The sequence below is a fragment of the Paenibacillus sp. B-A-8 genome, from assembly GCF_048572915.1.
Lineage (GTDB): Bacteria > Bacillota > Bacilli > Paenibacillales > Paenibacillaceae > Paenibacillus_AQ.
This window is the reverse complement of sequence record NZ_CP183882.1, coordinates 4,444,730-4,462,983: the sequence shown is the minus strand read 5'-3', so window position 1 is coordinate 4,462,983 and position 18,254 is coordinate 4,444,730. Positions and strand designations below refer to the sequence as shown.

Genomic DNA, 18,254 nt, shown 5'->3' with positions numbered 1-18,254 from the left:
GTGCTTATTTCATTGAAATAAAGGCTATACGGTTGGTAAGCGGAACCTCACACGGATACGAGTATGGAATTACGGATGTACTCAGCTTGTAACTTTACCTCCAAGGACGTCGTCAGGTGCTTATTTTTATTATTTTTAAAAATGGTTGAGAAATACATAGTTAATAAGGGGAACTTTACTTATAATATTACTTTAGCGTATTTTTCCAGTACGCTGTCTTTTGAGTAACACTAGGCTGAAAGGAAGTTATCCCTTGTTTGAGACTTTGCTTTTGAATTTCTTATTTTTATTGTTTCCAATCTTAATTTTTCTACTTTTCTTTGAGAATCGTGCTTTTGCTTATAATAGTAAGATTCTGGTTCTACTGTCGGCAGTGACCATGTGTCTCTGTATAGCCAAACCTTTTAAACTCGATATGGGCTTTATTTTTGATTTGAGATATATCCCGTTTATCATTGTGGCTCTTTTTGGTGGATACAAGAACGTTCTACCGTTATATATCCTTTTAAATATCTATCGATTTTATGTGGGGGGTGAGGGTACGTTACAATCCTTTCTTTTCGCCACTTCAATACTAATCCTGGTCCCTCTATATAGTAAAAGGTTCTTAAAACTAGATTCTAAAAGTCGCATCATCGCGGCAACATTAATTTCTTTTCTGACGATGGGATTTTATCTAATTATATTAGGTTTTACACAGGGGAGTTTAAATAGAGAATATTGGTTTCTCACCTTGAATGCCTTTACGACGCATGCCGGGGTGATGAGTATCAATATGATTCTAATAGAAAAGATAATTACTAATATTAAGAATCGCGACCGAATTATGCATTCTGAAAGATTAAATGTCGTCAGCGAGCTAGCGGCTAGTGTATCACATGAAATAAGAAATCCACTTACAGTGACCAGCGGTTTTTTACAACTGTTGAATAAATCTAATTCGATCACCCGAGAGGAAAAACAATACGTAGAACTATCTCTGCTAGAACTACAGAGGGCTGAAAAAATCGTGAGTGATTATCTCTCTTTTGCCAAGCCACAGTCCGAAAATATGGTTTATTCTAATATGAAGGCGGAGTCTGAATATACTAAAAATATCATCATGCCTTATGCCACTATGCACAAAGTAGAGGTCAAATTTAGTTTTAATAATTCGTTAAAAAAAAACTATGATCGGAACCAAATACAGCAATGTCTAATTAATCTTTATAAAAACGGAATTGAAGCCATGAAAGAAAAAGAAGGCGGCACCCTGTTCATTGATATTTCGGAAAAAAAACAAAATATTATCATCAGTATTCGAGATACTGGCATTGGAATGACTAAGGAAGAAATATCACGTCTAGGTAAGCCGTATTATTCTACCAAAGCAGAAGGAACAGGACTGGGAATGCTAATGGTCTACAGTACCATTGATAAGGTAAAAGGAAATATTGAAGTCGATAGCGAAAAAGGCAAAGGAACAACGTTTCTTATCACTATCCCAACTTAATCGGACTGTTTATCCTTTATTAGGAAAGTGTAATACCTCTCATGAATGGATTTTGTGTAAAAAGGCTACGAGCCTGTATTAATCCATCAGGAGGTGCGGCTATGGAGGTTTTTATAACTATAGGTGTCAAACTGATCATCAGCTTCTTTGGTTTGTGGATTATTACCTTTATTACTGGCCGCAAGACGCTTAGCCAATTGACACCACTCGATTTCCTGTCATCATTGATTTTAAGTGAGATTGTAGGTAATACGATATACGATGATGAGGTGAAGATCTGGCAGCTGCTGTTTGCTCTATTCGTCTGGACCGCTTTGTCTTATTTGTTTGAAAAGGCGACTACCCATTTTGTGAAGTTCGGGAACATGGCGGAAGGTCGGACAGTGTTGCTAATCGACGATGGTAAAGTAAATCAGGATTTGATGGAGAAATATGATATCGAGTTTACCCAACTGCTGTTTATGCTGCGGCAGCAAAATATATTTTCTCTAAGTGAAGTAAAGTATGCATTGCTTGAAACGAACGGTTCTTTGTCGGTTATGCGAAAGTCTGAAGATGGGCAGCCGGAGCAGTCTTCTGATTTTTCCATTACAATTATAGATAAGGGCAGACTACTGGAAGATTCCATGCGTGGCAGACCGATGAATAAGATACTGATCCACGAATGGATCGAGGAGCAAGGTTATAAACGCATTGAGGATATTGCTTATGCTGAATACAAGGAAGACGGGTCGCTCTATATCATACCTAAAAACAAACGATAAACCTTGTTGTTAATAATATTGTAACGGAGGTTATCATGCTTGTGTTAGTTACGGTAATGTTTCACGCAGGAGCATTATTAGATTTTATCCGACCTAGTGTGCTACAAACTCAACATTTTGGCCTTCACACCACATTATTTGGAGCAGTTGTGATATTAGCCTATGAGGACGGTCGCGGGATAGGAATGTTTATTGGTATAATTGGACTTTTTACGGGCATTTCGGGCTCTTTTAGAGATTCCTCTAAATCGGGTGATAAAAAGAATATCTGATGGTCTTTATATTAGGAAATATTTGAAGGGGACAAATTTCATGGGAATTTCTTTATGTAAAGCAGGCGTAAGTGATGCAGAATTTATTCATCAAATGCAAGTCAAAGCCTTTATGCCATTGCTGGAGAAATATAAGGATTATGAAACGAGCCCAGCCAATGAGTCTGTAGAACAAATGAGAAACCGAATTAATCAGTCTTTTACAGATTATTATATGATTAAGAATTCTGATATTGCTGTGGGTGGGGTCCGAATCGTTAAAAAGGAGAATAAAACTTATCGTGTCAGCCCCATATTTATTATGCCAGAATACCAGGGAATGGGGATTGCCCAGCAGGTTTTTGCAATCATTGAACAGAGATATAGCGATGCAAAAAAGTGGGAGCTGGATAGTATTGAACAAGAGCAGAGGAACTGCTATTTATATGAAAAGGTAGGGTATAAACGAACGGAAGAAACAAAGGTAATAAACGATAAATTAACTTTAGTATTTTATGAGAAACTTATGGATTAAAAAAAAGACAGCGGACATCTTATGTCCACTGTCTTTTTTGATTACAATTAGTAAACTCTAATACGCTTCACAAAAAACGATAAAATCAATCCAATACCTGCAATTGCTGCGATAAATAAGTAAGCATGTGTAATTCCAGCGGTTAAGATTTCAGGCTGTGCTGCTGTTGGATTTGTGTTTGCAAACCGCGTTTGTCCGCTAGACATTAGCGTAACAGCAAACGTTGTACCGAGGGCTCCTGCGATTTGCTGAAGTGTATTCATAACCGCAGCCCCATCCGGATAGTATTTTACAGGCAATTGATTTAAGCCATTGGTTTGAGCGGGCATTATGACCATGGCTAATCCGATAAACATTGCGCAGTGAATGAGAATAAAGGCTAGGCTACTAGTTTCAGTAGAGTTGCCTGTAAATAGAAAACCAGCAATTGTTGCAATGGAAAACCCAAGCGGCAGCAATAATTTCGGACCGAACTTATCAAATACTCTTCCAGTAACTGGAGCCATAGCTCCGTTAATCACACTGCCCGGAAGGAGTAGAACTCCTGCAGCTGTAGCTGATAACAATAAACCTCCTTTTAAATATAAGGGCAATAAAATGGCAGAGGATAAAATGATCATCATTCCTAAAAAGACCATCACCAGACCTATTGTAAACATTGGATATTTAAAAACTCGTAAATTCAGCATCGGCGTTTCTAACTTAAACTGTCTTAATACAAACAGGATTAAGCTGATGACACCAACGATAAGAGGCAGAAAGACAATGATTTCACTTAAAGCATGATCAGCGATGTTGCTAAATCCAAATACGATGCCTCCAAATCCAAAAGTAGAAAGCAGGATGGATAAACTATCTATTTTTGGCTTAGTAATGTTGGCTACATTCTTGATAAAGGTTAATCCAAATCCAAATGTAAATAATAATAAAGGTAAGCTTATCCAAAAGATAAACGACCAACCCAAATGATCCACAATCAAACCGGATAAAGTTGGGCCGATGGCTGGTGCACACATAATCACTAGTCCCATCATCCCCATGACGGTTCCGCGTTTATGTGCAGGGAAAATAATTAGAATAATGTTCGTCATTAGGGGGAGTAATAAACCAGTTCCCAAAGCCTGCACTAAACGCGCAATTAATAACGAGGTGAAATTTGGGGAGAGGGCAGCAATTAATGTACCTACGATAGATAATAGCAAAGAAGCTGTGAATAATTGTCTAGTGGTAAACCACTGCATTAATAGGGCGGATATTGGAACGAGGATTCCCAATACAAGTAAATATCCGGTGGTTAGCCATTGAACCGTTGAGGCACTGATTGAGAACTCATCCATTAAGTTGGTAAAAGCCATATTTAAGGCGGTTTCACTAAATAGCCCGACGAATGCACCTAGCATAAGTGAGAAGGCCATAAGGGCGGGACGTTTAACTTGAACAGCTGCTGTTGATTCCATGATAGGAAGAAACCTCTTTTCAGAAATAGATTCATTTTTTATATAGAATAGATGATATGTCAACTATAGGACAGCGAAAATCATTTATGCATCTCTTACATTATTCTGTACACGCGTTAATAAAGTTTTTAGTGTTGAATATTCCGCAGGAGATAATCCTGTTGCAATAATTTCGTTTAATTGGATAGTCACCTCATTTATCTTAGTTTCTAATTGTCTACCTTCGTCTGTTACAAAAACATTTACCGAACGACGATCTTGCGTACTTGTTACTTTATGAATGTAACCCTTGTTCTCTAAGCTAGCGATCATTCGGGCAACACTGGCTTTGTCCTTCCCAAGTTTATAAGCAATCTCGTTCTGAGATAAACCTTCTTTCTCCAGCAGCAAAGCCATAAGTAAATGTTGTTCAGGAGCAAGTCGAACAGGGGCAAGCAATCTGGTCAAATAATTGGCTATTTCTAAATGCAAATCTCGAATAACTAAACCAAGCGGGTCTTTGGAATCCATATGATCTCTCCTAATTCAAATATAGATGATATATCAACGTTATGGTTTTGTTTATATTAACATAAAGTATCTAATACATGTCAAGTAAATTTATAGTAGTATTATAGACTTAAGTACAAGCGTGAAAACCTCTTCCACAATATATTGTTATAAATACATTGCTGGAGGGGAAATTATGAGAAAAAGAATATCATCAATAAGAAGAGTGAAAAGTTCTATTTCTAAAGGGTCAACAGTGAAACGTACTTCGAGTAAAACAACGAAAAGAGTAGGGCAGTCAAGAATTCATATCAGACAAGCCAATGCATTCGAACTTCAAGTCTTTCGATTAGTTAACGAAGAACGGACGAGTAGAGGAATTGCTGCATTAACTCTTAATTCTCGGCTCACCGATCTTGCAGTTTTGAAATCAAGAGATATGAGGGATAATAATTATTTTAGTCATACTTCTCCAACATACGGTACTCCTTCTCAGATGTTAGATCGATTTGGAGTGGCTTGGCGTGCATATGGAGAAAATATTGCGGAGGGACAAGCAACACCTGAAGCAGTAATGAGATCGTGGATGAATAGTGCTGGTCATAGAGCAAATATTTTAGATCCTCGCTTTACGGATATTGGGGTTGGTTATGTAGGGGGAACAGCTACTAGCCAATATCAACATTATTGGACACAATTGTTTATCCAGAAACCATAAGGATTGTTCTGAGAATCCGCTCTTTAATGAAATGCGCCTCGAACGGTGTTCTACCATAGAGGTGAAGTTCAATTACAGGGTGGGTTCTTTTTTGCGATTTCTAGAACTAAATAATACAATGATTAAAGTGGGTTACTCCAAGACGATACATATGGGGGATTTTATGAATCTAAGTAATCTTTTTTTTCACATTCTGTATTGTAATTATAGATACTTTAATGACCCCAAGAGAAATTGGAGTAAGCTTGTCAGAACCCTTCAGCATCATGAACTTCTCTTAGTGACTGGAGGGAAGGGCAGTTTTATGATCGAACACAAAAGGTATTCGTTTAAAGCGGGTATGTTATTCTACATTTCTCCAGGGGTTAAGCATTCAATAGAGATCGATGCTGAAGATCCCTTATGCTTTCTGTCCGTTCATTTCAACTATGCGAAGGTGAGCATGAACGAAGAGGAATGGGGAATTAATGCTCATGTAGGAACGCTCCATCTTCAACCGGTAAATGAATTGAAGGATTATTATCAGGTAGAAGATATCTTCGGAACAATGATTCAAAGCTGGAATACTAAGCTGCCGGGATATGAATTTGTAGCGAAGACTTTGTTACAGCAGCTTATCATCGCGATTGCTCAAAATACACAAAAACAAAGTCAAAATTATTCCACTTCCTTAAAGGTGGAAAAAATCATTAACTATATGCATCAAAAGCTCAATCATAAAGTGAGCTTGAGTGAATTGTCAGAATTAGTACAGCTGTCACCTGCTTATTTGTCGAGAGCGTTCAAAGAAATCACAGGTTATTCGATCATAGAGTTCTTTAATAAAATGAAAATTGATAAAGCGAAAGAGCTGATTCTCGAAGGAGACATGAAAATCAAAGAGGTTGCGCAAACCCTTGGTTTTACGGATGAATTTTATTTCAGCAGAATTTTCAAAAGAATGACAGGCATCAGCCCCTCGGAATTTCACAGCAAAAATGTCCATGGAGTTTAGAATAATGCATGGTATATAGCCAATCTGACTGTTAATATGAGGTTGTTATTGTTAGCAGAAAGAAGGCTTTTTTTTATGCCCATGTGGAAAAGGAATTTAATTGTTTGCTGGTTCGGTATGTTTGTAACAGGTGTGGGAATGAGTCAGATTGCGCCAGTCTTGCCACTTTACATTAAGCATCTTGGCGTAGATAATGCTGATTCCATTGCTCAGCTTTCTGGCCTTGCGTTTGGGATTACCTTTATTGTTTCAGCTATTTTCTCACCCATTTGGGGGCAGGCGGCAGATAGGTTCGGGCGTAAACCAATGCTTTTACGTGCGAGTCTTGGGATGGCGATCGTTATAAGCTGTATGGGTTTTGCGCCTAATGTGTATGTATTAATTGCTCTTCGATTACTTCAGGGCACAATTACAGGGTATAGTACGGCTTGTACTACATTAATCGCTACTCAGACGGATAAGGAACATGCAGGTTATGCTTTAGGAACACTTTCAACGGCTAGTATTGCAGGTGCTTTGCTAGGTCCTACGATTGGCGGTTTTATTGCAGAGAACATGGGTTTACAAAGTTCTTTTTTTGTTACGGGTGGACTGATGCTCGTTGCCTTCATTACAACTGCTTTGTTTGTGAAGGAGTCTTTTCATCGTGAAGATAAAAAACGCTTAGTATCAAGGAAGTCTGGAGCAGTGTTCCAAAGAAGAGTCTAACGCTCACTTTGTTCGTGACCTTCTTTATTCTAACGGTTGCTTTATACTCTGTAGAGCCGATTATTACGGTATATGTAAGTCAGCTATCCAAGAGTGCTAACCATGTGGCTCTGCTTGCAGGGATGACCTTCTCCGCTTCAGGGCTGGCTAACATCATAGCTGCTCCAAAACTTGGTAAGCTGTCTGATCGAATAGGTGCTCAAAAGGTCATTCTAGTTGCGCTTATAGCTGCAGGGCTTCTGTTCATTCCACAAGCGTTTGTGCAGAATCCTTGGCAGTTAATGGGTCTTCGCTTTCTACTAGGTTTAGCGGCAGGTGGTTTAGTGCCTTCTGTTAATATCCTTGTTAAGAAAATTACGCCGGATGCTCTTACAGGCAGAGTATTTGGACTTAACATGTCGGCAGGTTATCTAGGCACATTTGCGGGCTCGGTATTAGGTGGGCAAGTGGCAGCCTGGTTTGAGATCCGGGATGTATTCTTTATTACGAGTGCGTTGTTGTTGATAAATGCAGGTTGGGTATATTTTAATGTGTATAAAAAACTTAGTATAAATAGGAGAGAAAACAATGGAAGAATTAAAGAGCTCAGAAACTGAATGTATAGATGCAAAAAAAACGGCACTGGTCGTAATCGATTTGCAAAATGGAATTGTTAACATGCCTAATAAGGCACCGCATACAGGTGAGCAGGTGGTTCAGAAAGGCAGTAGTTTAGTTCAAGCCTTCACTGAAAAAGGGGCATTTGTTGTACTTGTTAGAGTATCATCGTTAGATGGATCTGATATGTTAAGACCTCAAACAGATTTGAAGATGAGTGCAGCAGCTTTTCCGGAAGGCTGGGATACTCTTGTGCCTGAATTAGCCAGTTTCAAAAATGCACATGTGATATCTAAACGTCAGTGGGGTGCATTCTTCGGAACAGATCTTGATTTGCAGTTACGTCGCCGCGGTATAGATACGATCGTATTGTGTGGTATATCTACATCCATCGGTGTGGATACGACAGCTAGAGAAGCTTATCAGCTTGGTTACAACCAATTTTTTGTGGAAGATGCCATGACTGCCTCTACTAAAGAGGAGCATGACTATGTGTGTAAAACTATTTTTCCCCGCATAGGTAAGATTCGGTCGAGTGATGAAGTAATTTCCATGTTGAAATAGTATAAAAACCCTCATGACAATCTCTGCGATAACAGGGGACTGACCCCATAACGTGAGACAAATCAAAACACCTTCAAGAGAATGGAACCTTGTCGTAAGATAAGGAGATCATCTTGGAGGTGTTTTTGCATTGGCAACCAGAGTAAGTTATCCCGTGGAAATAAAGATGAAAGCTATAGAAATGAGATTAGCAGGAGTACCTGTGAAAGAGGTTATGGAGCAGCTCGGAATACGGAATAAGACACAGCTAAAGACATGGATGAGATGGAATCGAAATGGTGAACGACATCGTTTGGAGCAGCCGGTGGGTAAACAGTACAGCTATGGCAAAGGTCCGGAGGACTCTTCGGAACTCGAAAAAGTAAAGGCAGAGAACCGATTCTTAAAACAACAATTAGATCTGCTAAAAAAGTACGAGGAGTTGGAGAGGAGGTGGAACCAGAGGCCGTTATTGCCTGGATTGAATCCATTCGAAACGAAGTGACGGTGTCTGAGGCTTGTAGATGGCTCGGAATCGCAAGAACGACTTACTACCGCTGGAAAGCAGGTGTGGGGACAAAGCATACAGACAAACTGGTGGAGAAAATCCGGGAGCTTTGCATCCGTCATAAATTCCGCTATGGGTACCGGAAAATCACGGCGCTCCTTCGGATAGAGCAGAGTATAAATCATAAGCGAGTCCAGCGGATCATGCAGTGTGAGGGGCTTCAGTGCCGCGTGAGGATGAAAAAACGAAAGGTGACTGGGCAATCTGTACACTCCTTTGAAAATCTGCTCAAGCGACAGTTTCATGCAGAAGCACCTCTGCAAAAACTCGTCACGGACATTACCTATTTGCCATTTGCCGGGAAGATGTTGTACTTCTCCAGCATTCTAGACTTGTACAATGGTGAGATTGTGGCTTACAGTATAGCAGATAAACAAGATACCTCTTTGGTGTTGGATACATTAAATCAACTTCCAAAGCAGAAAAAGATGATGTTGCATAGCGACCAGGGCAGCGTGTATACGTCCTTTGCGTACCAGGAAGCTGTAAAAGGAAAAGGCATTACCATGAGCATGTCCCGTAAAGGAACGCCCGCTGATAATGCCCCCATTGAATCGTTTCATTCCACTCTAAAGTCTGAAACGTTCTACCTCGAAGATCTCACATCTACAACGACTGCAATCGTTGTAAAGACCATTCGAGACTACATCATTTACTATAACTCAATTCGAATTCAAGCGAAACTAAATAACCAGTCACCGATGGATTTCCGGCGACTGGCTACTTAAACTTGTAAGGTGTTTTGATCCCTGTCTCACAAACGGGGGTCAGTCCCCAGAGTAATCATGAGGGTTTTTTTGTGGGAATTGTATCCTTACATAAAGATGAGGAGTAGGATTCCCGCCAAGAAGCAGTAATAAGAAAAATACTTCAAATTACCCTTAGCCATAATCCCCATAAACCAGCGCATAGAGAAATAGGTGACGATTAGTGTAGTAATAAACGCAATCAAGTATGGAATCGCCAGCTGCGAGCGGTTAGGATCGTGGGCAATATCAGATACGCCCATGACAAGTCCGCCCAAACTGACAGGAATATAAAGCATAAAAGAAAAGCGTAAAGCAGTTTCTTGTTTCATTCCCACAGCGATGGAAGAGATGACAGTTGCACCAGAGCGACTTATTCCGGGAATAAGAGCGACTGCTTGGGCAAGTCCGACGATAACTGCATCCTTCGCCTTTAAGTCACCATCTTGTTTACGGCCACGCAGGTTACGGATCAACCATAAAGCTACCCCTGTAACAAGCAAGGCAATGGATACGGTATGAACTGACGAGAAGATATCCTCAATCTGATCCTTAAAGAGTAGTGCAACAATTACAGCAGGCAAGGTGCCAATGATGATGTACAAAGAGAATAGAAAATCTGACTTATATTCCTCTTTGCGGGTCAAAATAAATTGAATGAATCCAGTGATCAATCTTCCAATATCTTTTCGGAAAATAAAACAAATCGCAATTAGTGAAGCCGTATTTGTTAAGATTTCAAAGGATAGCCCATTCTGTTTTAAACCTAGCAATTTCTGTGCAATGATCAAATGGCCGCTCGAGGAGACGGGAATTGGCTCAGTTGCCCCTTGAACAAACCCTAGTAACAAGTATTTAAGCCACAGTATAATATCTTCCATTTTACCTCCCAGTATTTTTGTAATCTTACTCATCATATCGCATTCTAAAAAGAAATGACAATAGAACCATCGTGCCATATTCAGTTGAAGGAGTTATACTAATTCATAAGACTATTAAATGAGGTGGAATTATTTGTAGTACATTACTCAAAATTCATCGGCAGGACATTCCGAAAGCCGCCAGTGTGCTGGCAGAAGCCTTCGCAAAGGATGATCCATTGTATCAGCATATTTTGCCAGATGAAACAACCAGGCTCCGCGTTTTAAATATTTTTTTTCATCGTTATATTGAAATGCTGTATCCATATTCGGATTTATTAACGACGTCAACTAATTATGAAGCTGTCGCCTTAGTGTTTCATTCGGAGCGTCAAACGGGGACGTTGATTGCGAACCTTAACTATACGAAACAAATTGGGCTTGCGATTATTAAGTGTTTACCGATTTGCCGAATGATTGGTGTGCGAGGATTTTTTCGAGGGTTATCCATATTGCGCAGTATGAGTTCCTTATGGTTATCCATGTTTGGGGATCAGAAGTATTTGCATTTAGATATGCTTGCAGTGCAAGAACGTTACCGTGGACAAGGCTATGTATCAAAGATCATGAAGCCGCTGCTCGCCGAATGCCGTGAGAAGAACGCATTATGTACGTTAGAGACACAGACACCAAGCAATTTACCCATTTATGAGCACTATCAATTCCGCACGGTTAAGGTTATCCCCTTACCCAACAGTACACTAGAGCAGTATTGTATGGCATGTGCTCCAAGCGTTACTGAGTAGTTATTAAAACGGGGCGTCCCATTCAGCCATTTCATGGCTTTTGGGGCAGCCCTTTTTTTGCGTACTCTACAAGGGGAAGAGGGAAAACCTCCCTATAATTTAGCTGACTTTTTTTGATCATGAACTATATTTCGCAGCAGGGATGATTATTTTTATGGCTGTGCCATAACCTGGCTCGCTTTCAATGTGGATACCATAAGGTGATCCAAAGAGCAGCTGAATTCGATCATGAACATTCTGGATGCCAATCCCTGATAAATGATGTTTTTTGCTTACATTCACCTGCTCAAGAGCGTTCGGCATCCCTATACCATCGTCCATAATTTCGATGATTAAATGCTCATCCCGCTGGGAGATGAAGATTTGAATATTGCCGCTGACGTATCCAGGGAAAGCATGGAAAAACGCGTTTTCCACAAAAGGCTGGATGATCAGCTTGGGGATTAACAGCTCCGTACTGTCTTCAGAAATCTCAAAGTGGACACCGATTTGATCACCGTATCTGATCTGATTGATAAATACATAATGCTTTAAAGTCTCTATCTCCTGTTTTACAGTAATCATATCCTCAGTAGATCCTAAGGTGTTCTGAAGCATGGAGATGAGACTATCGATCGTTTGATCCACCTGTTGGGTCCGATGCATGTTGGCTAAATATTTGATCGAACTCAGCGTATTATACAGGAAGTGAGGGTTGATTTGCATTTGCAGAGCACTGAGATCTGCCTTCCGGCGTTCCTGCTGTTCGTAGACAACTCTTTCGGTATACCGGTCAATTTCTCTAATCAGATGATTGTAGGCTTTGGTTAATACATTAGTCTCGTAGCTGCCATCTTCCTGCAAGGGATGCAATTTCAGACTGTCCCCTTTGGACGTTTTCATCGTATTGACTAACTGATTCAGGGGCTGAATGATTCGTTTACTAAGCCAATAGACAAACAACATGCTAATCACCAGTACAATGCTAACTACTTTGATGATTTCGTTTGAGATTGTATATAGCGGCGCAAATGCAGTTAATTGATCAACCTCCTCCATAATGTAGGCATTAAACTCCGGAAGGAAATACGAAATATAGGTTTGTTTATTTTCTGAATTTGTGACGATACCTCCTTGCTCCACAGCGTTCATGGCATTCAATAGAAGAACGGAATTATACGTGCTTATGGAATCCTTATTGCTGCTGGAGAGAATCGTACCCTCTGCTGAGATAAGCGAGATATGAATGCCTTCCGAAATGTAGGGGCTGTATTTAAGATAGATGTTAAGCTCGTCCATAACAACGGCTGTATATCCGTACATTGAACCGGAAGCACTATCTACCAAAGGTTTCGTAGCAAAAATATAGTTTTTATAGGGTACAGTTTCTTTGAAAAGATCTGAACTGCTATGATATTGAATTCGATTGGGGATAACTCCATTAATCGTCATATAATCCGATACGATTTCATCCGGTATTTTATCCCATTTCAAGTTATTGCTTGAATAATGGCGCCCTCCTTTTCCCGGCATTGCCGAAACAATGATATGGGAGTTGTCGGGACTGAGGTAATCTTTGTAGATATCAATATATCTTCCAAGACTCATGACCAGATTGGTATGCTCAAGTGAGGTCAGAGCCGGCTTGGTAATATAATTTTTAAATTCAACACTACTGTTTATCTGCAGCATCGTATTCACAACCTGGTCATTGTATCGCAGTAAATCATTCTTTACCAAATTCATATTGGCGGATGAATTCTGCACGACTTGATTTAGTAGAATCCGCTCTGAAATTTTCGAGGAGGCCATGGTAAGGATGAAGGAGATTACAAGAATCCCCATTAACATAAGGGTTAGAATTTTGATAAAGATACTATTCTTACGAAGCAAGCCGTTCACCTGTCTTTACTGGGAGATTTGAGTACGGAACTCCACAGGAGTCTTTCCAGTCATTTTTTTGAATACCTTCGAGAAATAATTATGTTCTGAGAATCCGGTTAAACGGCTGATTTCTGATACGGTTAAATTAGGGTCCAGCAGCAGTTCTTTTGCTTTATCTATTCGCACCCTGCTGATATAAGTAGTTAAATTCTCTTGCGTTCGCTGTTTGAAATAAGAGGAGAGGTAACTATAGTTAAGATGCAAGGTATTTGCCATTTCTGATAATGAGATTTCATTAGCATAATGTTTATTGACGTATTCATAAATCTGGTGCAGAATCATCGATTGTTGATCTGATTGTTTCATACTGGATTTCAGTGCATCTAGGAATTGTATCAAAATACTCTCTAATTCATTGATGCTATAGGCTAAATCAATGGTTTTAAATAACTTTAGCCTGGACGAACCAAACTCAGAAATGGGCTGCTTAATATGCTCAAGTGTACTCATTGCCGTATAGATGAGATTTTGACATAAACGTTTCAAGCTATATTCGTCATAGTCCTGTGTAGATAAGATTTTCAGGAAAAACGCTTTCAATTGTTCTCTGGCGTCATCTATAGCCAAAATCCGTAACAATGAAGTAAACTGGTTCAGGTCGAAAGATACCTTTTCGCTAGGAATGAGAATTGCATTTTCCGGAACTACTACTTGTGTTGGGAAATAGATCAGTTTGCCAAGGTATGGTGTTAATCGCAAATGGGCTTCCTTAATCTGTTCTAAACCGGAAAATGGATTGGAAAGAATAAATGAGATATACAGAAGCTTTTCTTTCACGGCCTCAGCTAATGATTGAATGGATGTCGTTATATTTTGAGCTGCAGTCTCTTCATAGTTTAAGAGAATTAGAAATTCAGTCTTAAGGAATATAAAAGAATAGGTTAAGTTGTTAGATAAATGTTGCTTCGCCAATGAAAGAAGGAGCTCCTCCATTTGGTTTTGACTCCACTCTGTTCTGGACAGAAGTAAGCTGTTGCTGGCTTTTGCCAGCATAAAGCAATTTCCTCGGAAATATTTTGTGAGCAAGTCTTTAGATTCTTCATTTGGTAACGCATCATGTTCAAAGCATTGGGCAAGGATCAACGAAATGTCCAGATTAGGACGAATATTACCGGATGTATGTAAGTTCACTGAACCACACAATGTCTGGATTAAAGTTATAAGCTCAGCAGAAGAGACTTTCGGTTTGAGTAAATAATCAGTAACGCCGTATTTAAAGACTTCCCGAACATAATCGTATTCACTGTAGCTGCTTAATACGATAATTTTAATTTCCGGATATTTCACTTTCATAATTTTTGAGAATTCTATTCCATCCATAACTGGCATCACAATATCGGTGATGACGACATGTGGACGAGTGGATTCGATATGGTCGAGCGCTTCTTGGCCATTTGAGACCTGGGAAACGATTTCAATTCCATAATTGCTCCAGTTACATAAATGCATAATCCCCGTTCGAAGGATGGCTTCATCGTCTACGATCATCACCCGATAGGTTGAAACGTTATTGTTCATAGTAGGACACCCCGTTATTTCTCTTGTTGTATTTTTCTCATCATATAACAATCTTTCATATTACGGTAGGGATCTGGTTTGAAAAGCTATATACAAATAAAAAGTGCTATCGACCATAATTTTTACTAGGAAAAAAATAACATTTATTAAATAAACAATAATTAATACTAAGAAAGAACGAATGATTATTATACTTATCATTTTGAATTCTCTAAAATTAGGTTCAAGCGTTAAAGAATGAACCGCTTACATTCAAAGTCAAAAGGGGTTGCAGAAATTGAAAAAATGGTTATCAGTATTGCTCTTAGTATCATTGACAGCAACAGTACTCGCTGCTTGCGGGTCATCAAATTCAGCGGAGAAAAATGAAAGCGGTACTACTAAGAAAAAAGTGATCGCTTGGGCCTGGGACCCTTCCTTTAATGGTGCAGCTTTAAAGATCGCTGAAGATCTTTACAAAAAAGAAAATCCTGATTTTGAGCTAGAGGTTGTTGAAATGGCCAAAACGGACTTGGAACAAAAGCTGAATACTAATCTGGCAGCAGATGTTAAAGACGGTCTTCCAGATATTATTCTGGTAAATGATCCTAATATTCAAAAATATGTAAACTCATATCCAAATACCTTCGCAGATTTTGGTGACAAGATTGATTACACTCAATTCTCTCCATACAAGGTCGATGCACTTAAGGTAGACGGTAAAATGTATGGTGTTCCTTTTGATATTGGTTCAACAGGTATGTTCTACCGCTCGGATTATCTGGAGGAAGCAGGTTTTACGGATGCAGACTTACAGAATATCACTTGGGATCGTTATATTGAAATCGGTAAAATTGTAAAAGAAAAGACGGGCAAATACATGGCGACCATTAATCCCAATGATGAAGCCTTAACCTCCATTCTTCTGCAATCGGGTGGATCGTGGTACATTACACCTGACAATAAAGGAAACTTTGTTAATAACCCTGTAATGACAGAGACCCTTCGTGTATACAAAGCGATATCTGATTCCGGGATTGCTAAGCCTGTTACAGGCTGGAGTAAATTTGTAGGCAGCTTTAATGCTGGTGATGTAGCTACAGTAGTATCGGGAGTGTGGCAGGTATCATCTATCATGGACGCTAAAGATCAAAGTGGTAAATGGAAAGTAGCGCCAACGCCAAGATTAGGAATTGATGGTGGTGTTAATGCATCGAATGAAGGCGGTTCCAGCTGGTTCGTGCTTGATGGCTCAGCTAATAAAGATCTTGCGATTGATTTCCTGTCCAAAACAGTGGGCTCCAGCAGTGAATTCTACGAGCGATTCTTGACGGAAAATGGCGGTGTGGGTTCCTTTATTCCGGCATTCTCCAGTGAGGCTTATGGTCAAACCTCAGAGTTCTTTGGTGGTCAAGCTATCTACAGCGATTTCACGAAATGGTCTACAGAAGTTCCGGGGATTTCTCTGGGAATGTATACACAGGAAGCAAAAGATGCACTTAAAAATGAATTGCCAAACATTCTGAATGGCGCGGATTTGACGCAAAGCTTAGCTAACATCCAAAAATTGTTCGAACAACAGGTGCAATAAATATAAAGTTAGCAGGTGGGGATAGGATATGGAGAAAAAGTGGAATAAATCTACTATCGCGGGATGGCAGTTCGTATTATGGCCTTCACTGATCATAATGCTGTTTAGCTTCTATCCCATGATTCAATCATTACTGTTATCATTTCAATCAGGGAAAGGGACTGTGTACAGTTTTGTAGGGCTCAAAAACTATGTGCGTCTATTCTCTGACCCTATGTTTAGACAAGCGGTCTCGAATACTTTATTATACCTGGTTATTCAGGTGCCGATTATGTTGTTCTTGGGCTTAATCATTGCTTATTTTCTTAATATGCCTGGTTTGCGCTTTAAGGGGTTTTATCGTACGGCGATTTTTCTCCCGTGTGTAACCTCATTGGTGTCTTATGCAGTCTTGTTCAAAAGCATATTCTCTGTAGACGGTATTCTCAACCGTATGCTTATGTCCATTCATTTAGTGAGTGAGCCTGTTGGATGGCTCACTGATCCCCTTTGGGCACGTATTGTTATTATTCTAGCAATCACATGGCGTTGGACGGGTTACAACATGATTTTCTATTTATCTGCTATGCAAAATATTGATCCTAGTGTGTATGAGGCGGCTTCTATTGATGGAGCTTCTAAGACTCGGCAGTTCTTCAGTATCACTACACCAATGTTGAAACCAATTATTTTGTTTACAGCAATTATCTCAACGAATGGTACGCTGCAATTATTTGATGAGGTCGTTAATATTACCAATGGTGGGCCGGGTAACTCGACAATGACGATATCGAATTATATCTATAACCTATCGTTCGTATATACTCCTAACTTTGGTTATGCGGCTACAGTCTCCTATGCCATTGTAATCATGGTAGCTGTGTTGGCATTTCTTCAACTTAAGGTGGGAGGCGAAAAAGATTGAGCAAGTTAAATAAATCAATCATTCATTTCTTTTTAATCATAGCGTCTGTCATTTCTCTATTTCCTTTTGTATGGATGCTTATTGGGATGACGAATACTTCTTCGGATATAGTAAAAGGAAAATTCTCGTTTGGCTCAAGCCTTTCCGATAATGTAAATCATTTATTCGGCTCGACCAACCTTGGCCAGGCGTTCTGGAATTCTGCTCTGATCGCGGTCGTGGGTACCCTCCTAACATTGCTGCTTAGCTCGATCGCAGGGTATGGATTTGAGATTTATCGGACGAAAGGTAAAGATCGCCTGTTTGGTATTCTAATGCTCTCCATGATGATGCCGTTTGCAGCGATCATGATTCCACTGTTCCGGATGTTCAGTAAATTTGGAATTTTAAACACGCCTGTAGCAGTTATTCTGCCTACCATTACAACCGCGTTTATGATTTTCTTTTTTATGCAGAATACCAAATCCTTCCCGCGAGAATTGCTGCAAGCAGGTCGTGTGGATGGGCTAGGTGAATTGAGATTATTCACAAAAGTGTATATGCCAACCATGAAACCAACTTATGCGGCAGCAGCGATTATTACATTCATGAGTAATTGGAATAACTTCCTGTGGCCGTTGATTGCACTCCAAAGTCAGGATAAGAAAACACTACCTTTGATCGTGTCATCGTTAGCTTCGTCTTATAATCCAGATTATGGCATGATTATGGTTTCCATAGTTATCACTACATTGCCGACAGTATTAATCTTCTTCTTGCTGCAGAAACAATTTGTACAAGGGATGCTCGGATCTGTGAAGTAGCAACAAAA

At 39.6% G+C, this 18,254-nt stretch carries 17 protein-coding genes and 1 pseudogene; 13 read left to right on the top strand and 5 right to left on the bottom strand.

What is annotated here, in order from left to right:
- Window positions 1-253 precede the first annotated feature (253 nt).
- The 4 genes from ACN6MV_RS20000 (at window position 254) to ACN6MV_RS19985 (ending at window position 3,042) form a co-directional block, all read left to right on the top strand.
- Window positions 254-1,492: an ATP-binding protein gene (locus ACN6MV_RS20000; RefSeq protein WP_419884703.1), complete on the top strand. Its 1,239-nt coding sequence runs from the start codon at window positions 254-256 to the stop codon at window positions 1,490-1,492.
- Between the two features lie 101 nt (window positions 1,493-1,593).
- The gene (locus tag ACN6MV_RS19995; protein WP_076120694.1) at window positions 1,594-2,256 is read left to right on the top strand and encodes a DUF421 domain-containing protein; all 663 of its coding nucleotides are present in this window, start codon (window positions 1,594-1,596) and stop codon (window positions 2,254-2,256) included.
- A gap of 35 nt (window positions 2,257-2,291) precedes the next feature.
- Window positions 2,292-2,528 carry a hypothetical protein gene (locus tag ACN6MV_RS19990; protein ID WP_419884702.1) on the top strand — a complete coding sequence of 79 codons (237 nt, stop codon included), beginning with the start codon at window positions 2,292-2,294 and terminating at the stop codon, window positions 2,526-2,528.
- A gap of 40 nt (window positions 2,529-2,568) precedes the next feature.
- The gene (locus tag ACN6MV_RS19985) at window positions 2,569-3,042 is read left to right on the top strand and encodes a GNAT family N-acetyltransferase (protein WP_042129209.1); all 474 of its coding nucleotides are present in this window, start codon (window positions 2,569-2,571) and stop codon (window positions 3,040-3,042) included.
- Window positions 3,043-3,089: 47 nt separating this feature from the next.
- On the opposite strand, the gene ACN6MV_RS19980 is transcribed toward ACN6MV_RS19985, so the two are convergent.
- Window positions 3,090-4,499 (bottom strand): MDR family MFS transporter, encoded by a 1,410-nt coding sequence (locus tag ACN6MV_RS19980; RefSeq protein WP_419884701.1) that lies wholly within the window; start codon window positions 4,497-4,499, stop codon window positions 3,090-3,092.
- Between the two features lie 84 nt (window positions 4,500-4,583).
- Window positions 4,584-5,009 (bottom strand): MarR family winged helix-turn-helix transcriptional regulator, encoded by a 426-nt coding sequence (locus ACN6MV_RS19975; RefSeq protein WP_042129205.1) that lies wholly within the window; start codon window positions 5,007-5,009, stop codon window positions 4,584-4,586.
- Between the two features lie 175 nt (window positions 5,010-5,184).
- Here ACN6MV_RS19975 and ACN6MV_RS19970 point away from each other — a divergent pair, with 175 nt between their 5' ends.
- The 5 genes and pseudogenes from ACN6MV_RS19970 (at window position 5,185) to ACN6MV_RS19950 (ending at window position 9,844) form a co-directional block, all read left to right on the top strand.
- Window positions 5,185-5,706, top strand: coding sequence for a CAP domain-containing protein (locus tag ACN6MV_RS19970; RefSeq protein WP_076121156.1), 522 nt, complete (start codon window positions 5,185-5,187; stop codon window positions 5,704-5,706).
- A gap of 118 nt (window positions 5,707-5,824) precedes the next feature.
- Entirely contained in the window at window positions 5,825-6,700 is an 876-nt protein-coding gene (locus ACN6MV_RS19965; RefSeq protein WP_419886783.1) for an AraC family transcriptional regulator, read from the top strand.
- A 75-nt stretch (window positions 6,701-6,775) separates the two neighbouring features.
- Window positions 6,776-8,004 (top strand): annotated as a pseudogene (locus ACN6MV_RS19960) (multidrug efflux MFS transporter).
- Entirely contained in the window at window positions 7,976-8,569 is a 594-nt protein-coding gene (locus ACN6MV_RS19955) for a hydrolase (RefSeq protein ID WP_419884700.1), read from the top strand. Before ACN6MV_RS19960 ends, ACN6MV_RS19955 begins: the two are co-directional and overlap by 29 nt.
- Window positions 8,570-8,699: 130 nt before the next feature.
- Window positions 8,700-9,844, top strand: a protein-coding gene (locus tag ACN6MV_RS19950; RefSeq protein WP_419884699.1) for an IS3 family transposase whose coding sequence is annotated in 2 segments (ribosomal slippage) — window positions 8,700-8,988 and window positions 8,988-9,844 — 1,146 coding nt in all. Because the reading frame shifts where the segments join, the coding sequence is not laid out codon by codon here.
- Window positions 9,845-9,930: 86 nt separating this feature from the next.
- Here the strand turns inward: ACN6MV_RS19950 and ACN6MV_RS19945 are convergent.
- On the bottom strand, window positions 9,931-10,743 hold the full coding sequence (locus tag ACN6MV_RS19945) for an undecaprenyl-diphosphate phosphatase (protein WP_076121153.1): 813 nt from the start codon (window positions 10,741-10,743) through the stop codon (window positions 9,931-9,933).
- Window positions 10,744-10,961: 218 nt separating this feature from the next.
- Between ACN6MV_RS19945 and ACN6MV_RS19940 the strand changes: the two genes are divergently transcribed.
- Window positions 10,962-11,528, top strand: coding sequence for a GNAT family N-acetyltransferase (locus ACN6MV_RS19940; protein WP_419884698.1), 567 nt, complete (start codon window positions 10,962-10,964; stop codon window positions 11,526-11,528).
- Window positions 11,529-11,645: 117 nt separating this feature from the next.
- Here the strand turns inward: ACN6MV_RS19940 and ACN6MV_RS19935 are convergent, their stop codons facing one another.
- Together ACN6MV_RS19935 and ACN6MV_RS19930 are read right to left on the bottom strand one after the other, a co-directional pair.
- Window positions 11,646-13,400: a sensor histidine kinase gene (locus tag ACN6MV_RS19935; RefSeq protein WP_419884697.1), complete on the bottom strand. Its 1,755-nt coding sequence runs from the start codon at window positions 13,398-13,400 to the stop codon at window positions 11,646-11,648.
- A 15-nt stretch (window positions 13,401-13,415) separates the two neighbouring features.
- Window positions 13,416-14,969 (bottom strand): response regulator, encoded by a 1,554-nt coding sequence (locus ACN6MV_RS19930; RefSeq protein ID WP_375103368.1) that lies wholly within the window; start codon window positions 14,967-14,969, stop codon window positions 13,416-13,418.
- Between the two features lie 277 nt (window positions 14,970-15,246).
- Between ACN6MV_RS19930 and ACN6MV_RS19925 the strand changes: the two genes are divergently transcribed.
- From ACN6MV_RS19925 to ACN6MV_RS19915, 3 genes are read left to right on the top strand one after another with little or no spacing between them, the layout of a single operon-like run.
- On the top strand, window positions 15,247-16,539 hold the full coding sequence (locus ACN6MV_RS19925) for an ABC transporter substrate-binding protein (protein WP_419884696.1): 1,293 nt from the start codon (window positions 15,247-15,249) through the stop codon (window positions 16,537-16,539).
- Between the two features lie 28 nt (window positions 16,540-16,567).
- A complete protein-coding gene (locus ACN6MV_RS19920; RefSeq protein ID WP_076121149.1) occupies window positions 16,568-17,443 on the top strand; it encodes a carbohydrate ABC transporter permease in 876 nt (291 codons plus the stop codon).
- Window positions 17,440-18,246, top strand: a complete 807-nt coding sequence (locus ACN6MV_RS19915; RefSeq protein ID WP_076121148.1) for a carbohydrate ABC transporter permease — start codon at window positions 17,440-17,442, stop codon at window positions 18,244-18,246. Before ACN6MV_RS19920 ends, ACN6MV_RS19915 begins: the two co-directional genes overlap by 4 nt.
- Window positions 18,247-18,254 lie beyond the last annotated feature (8 nt).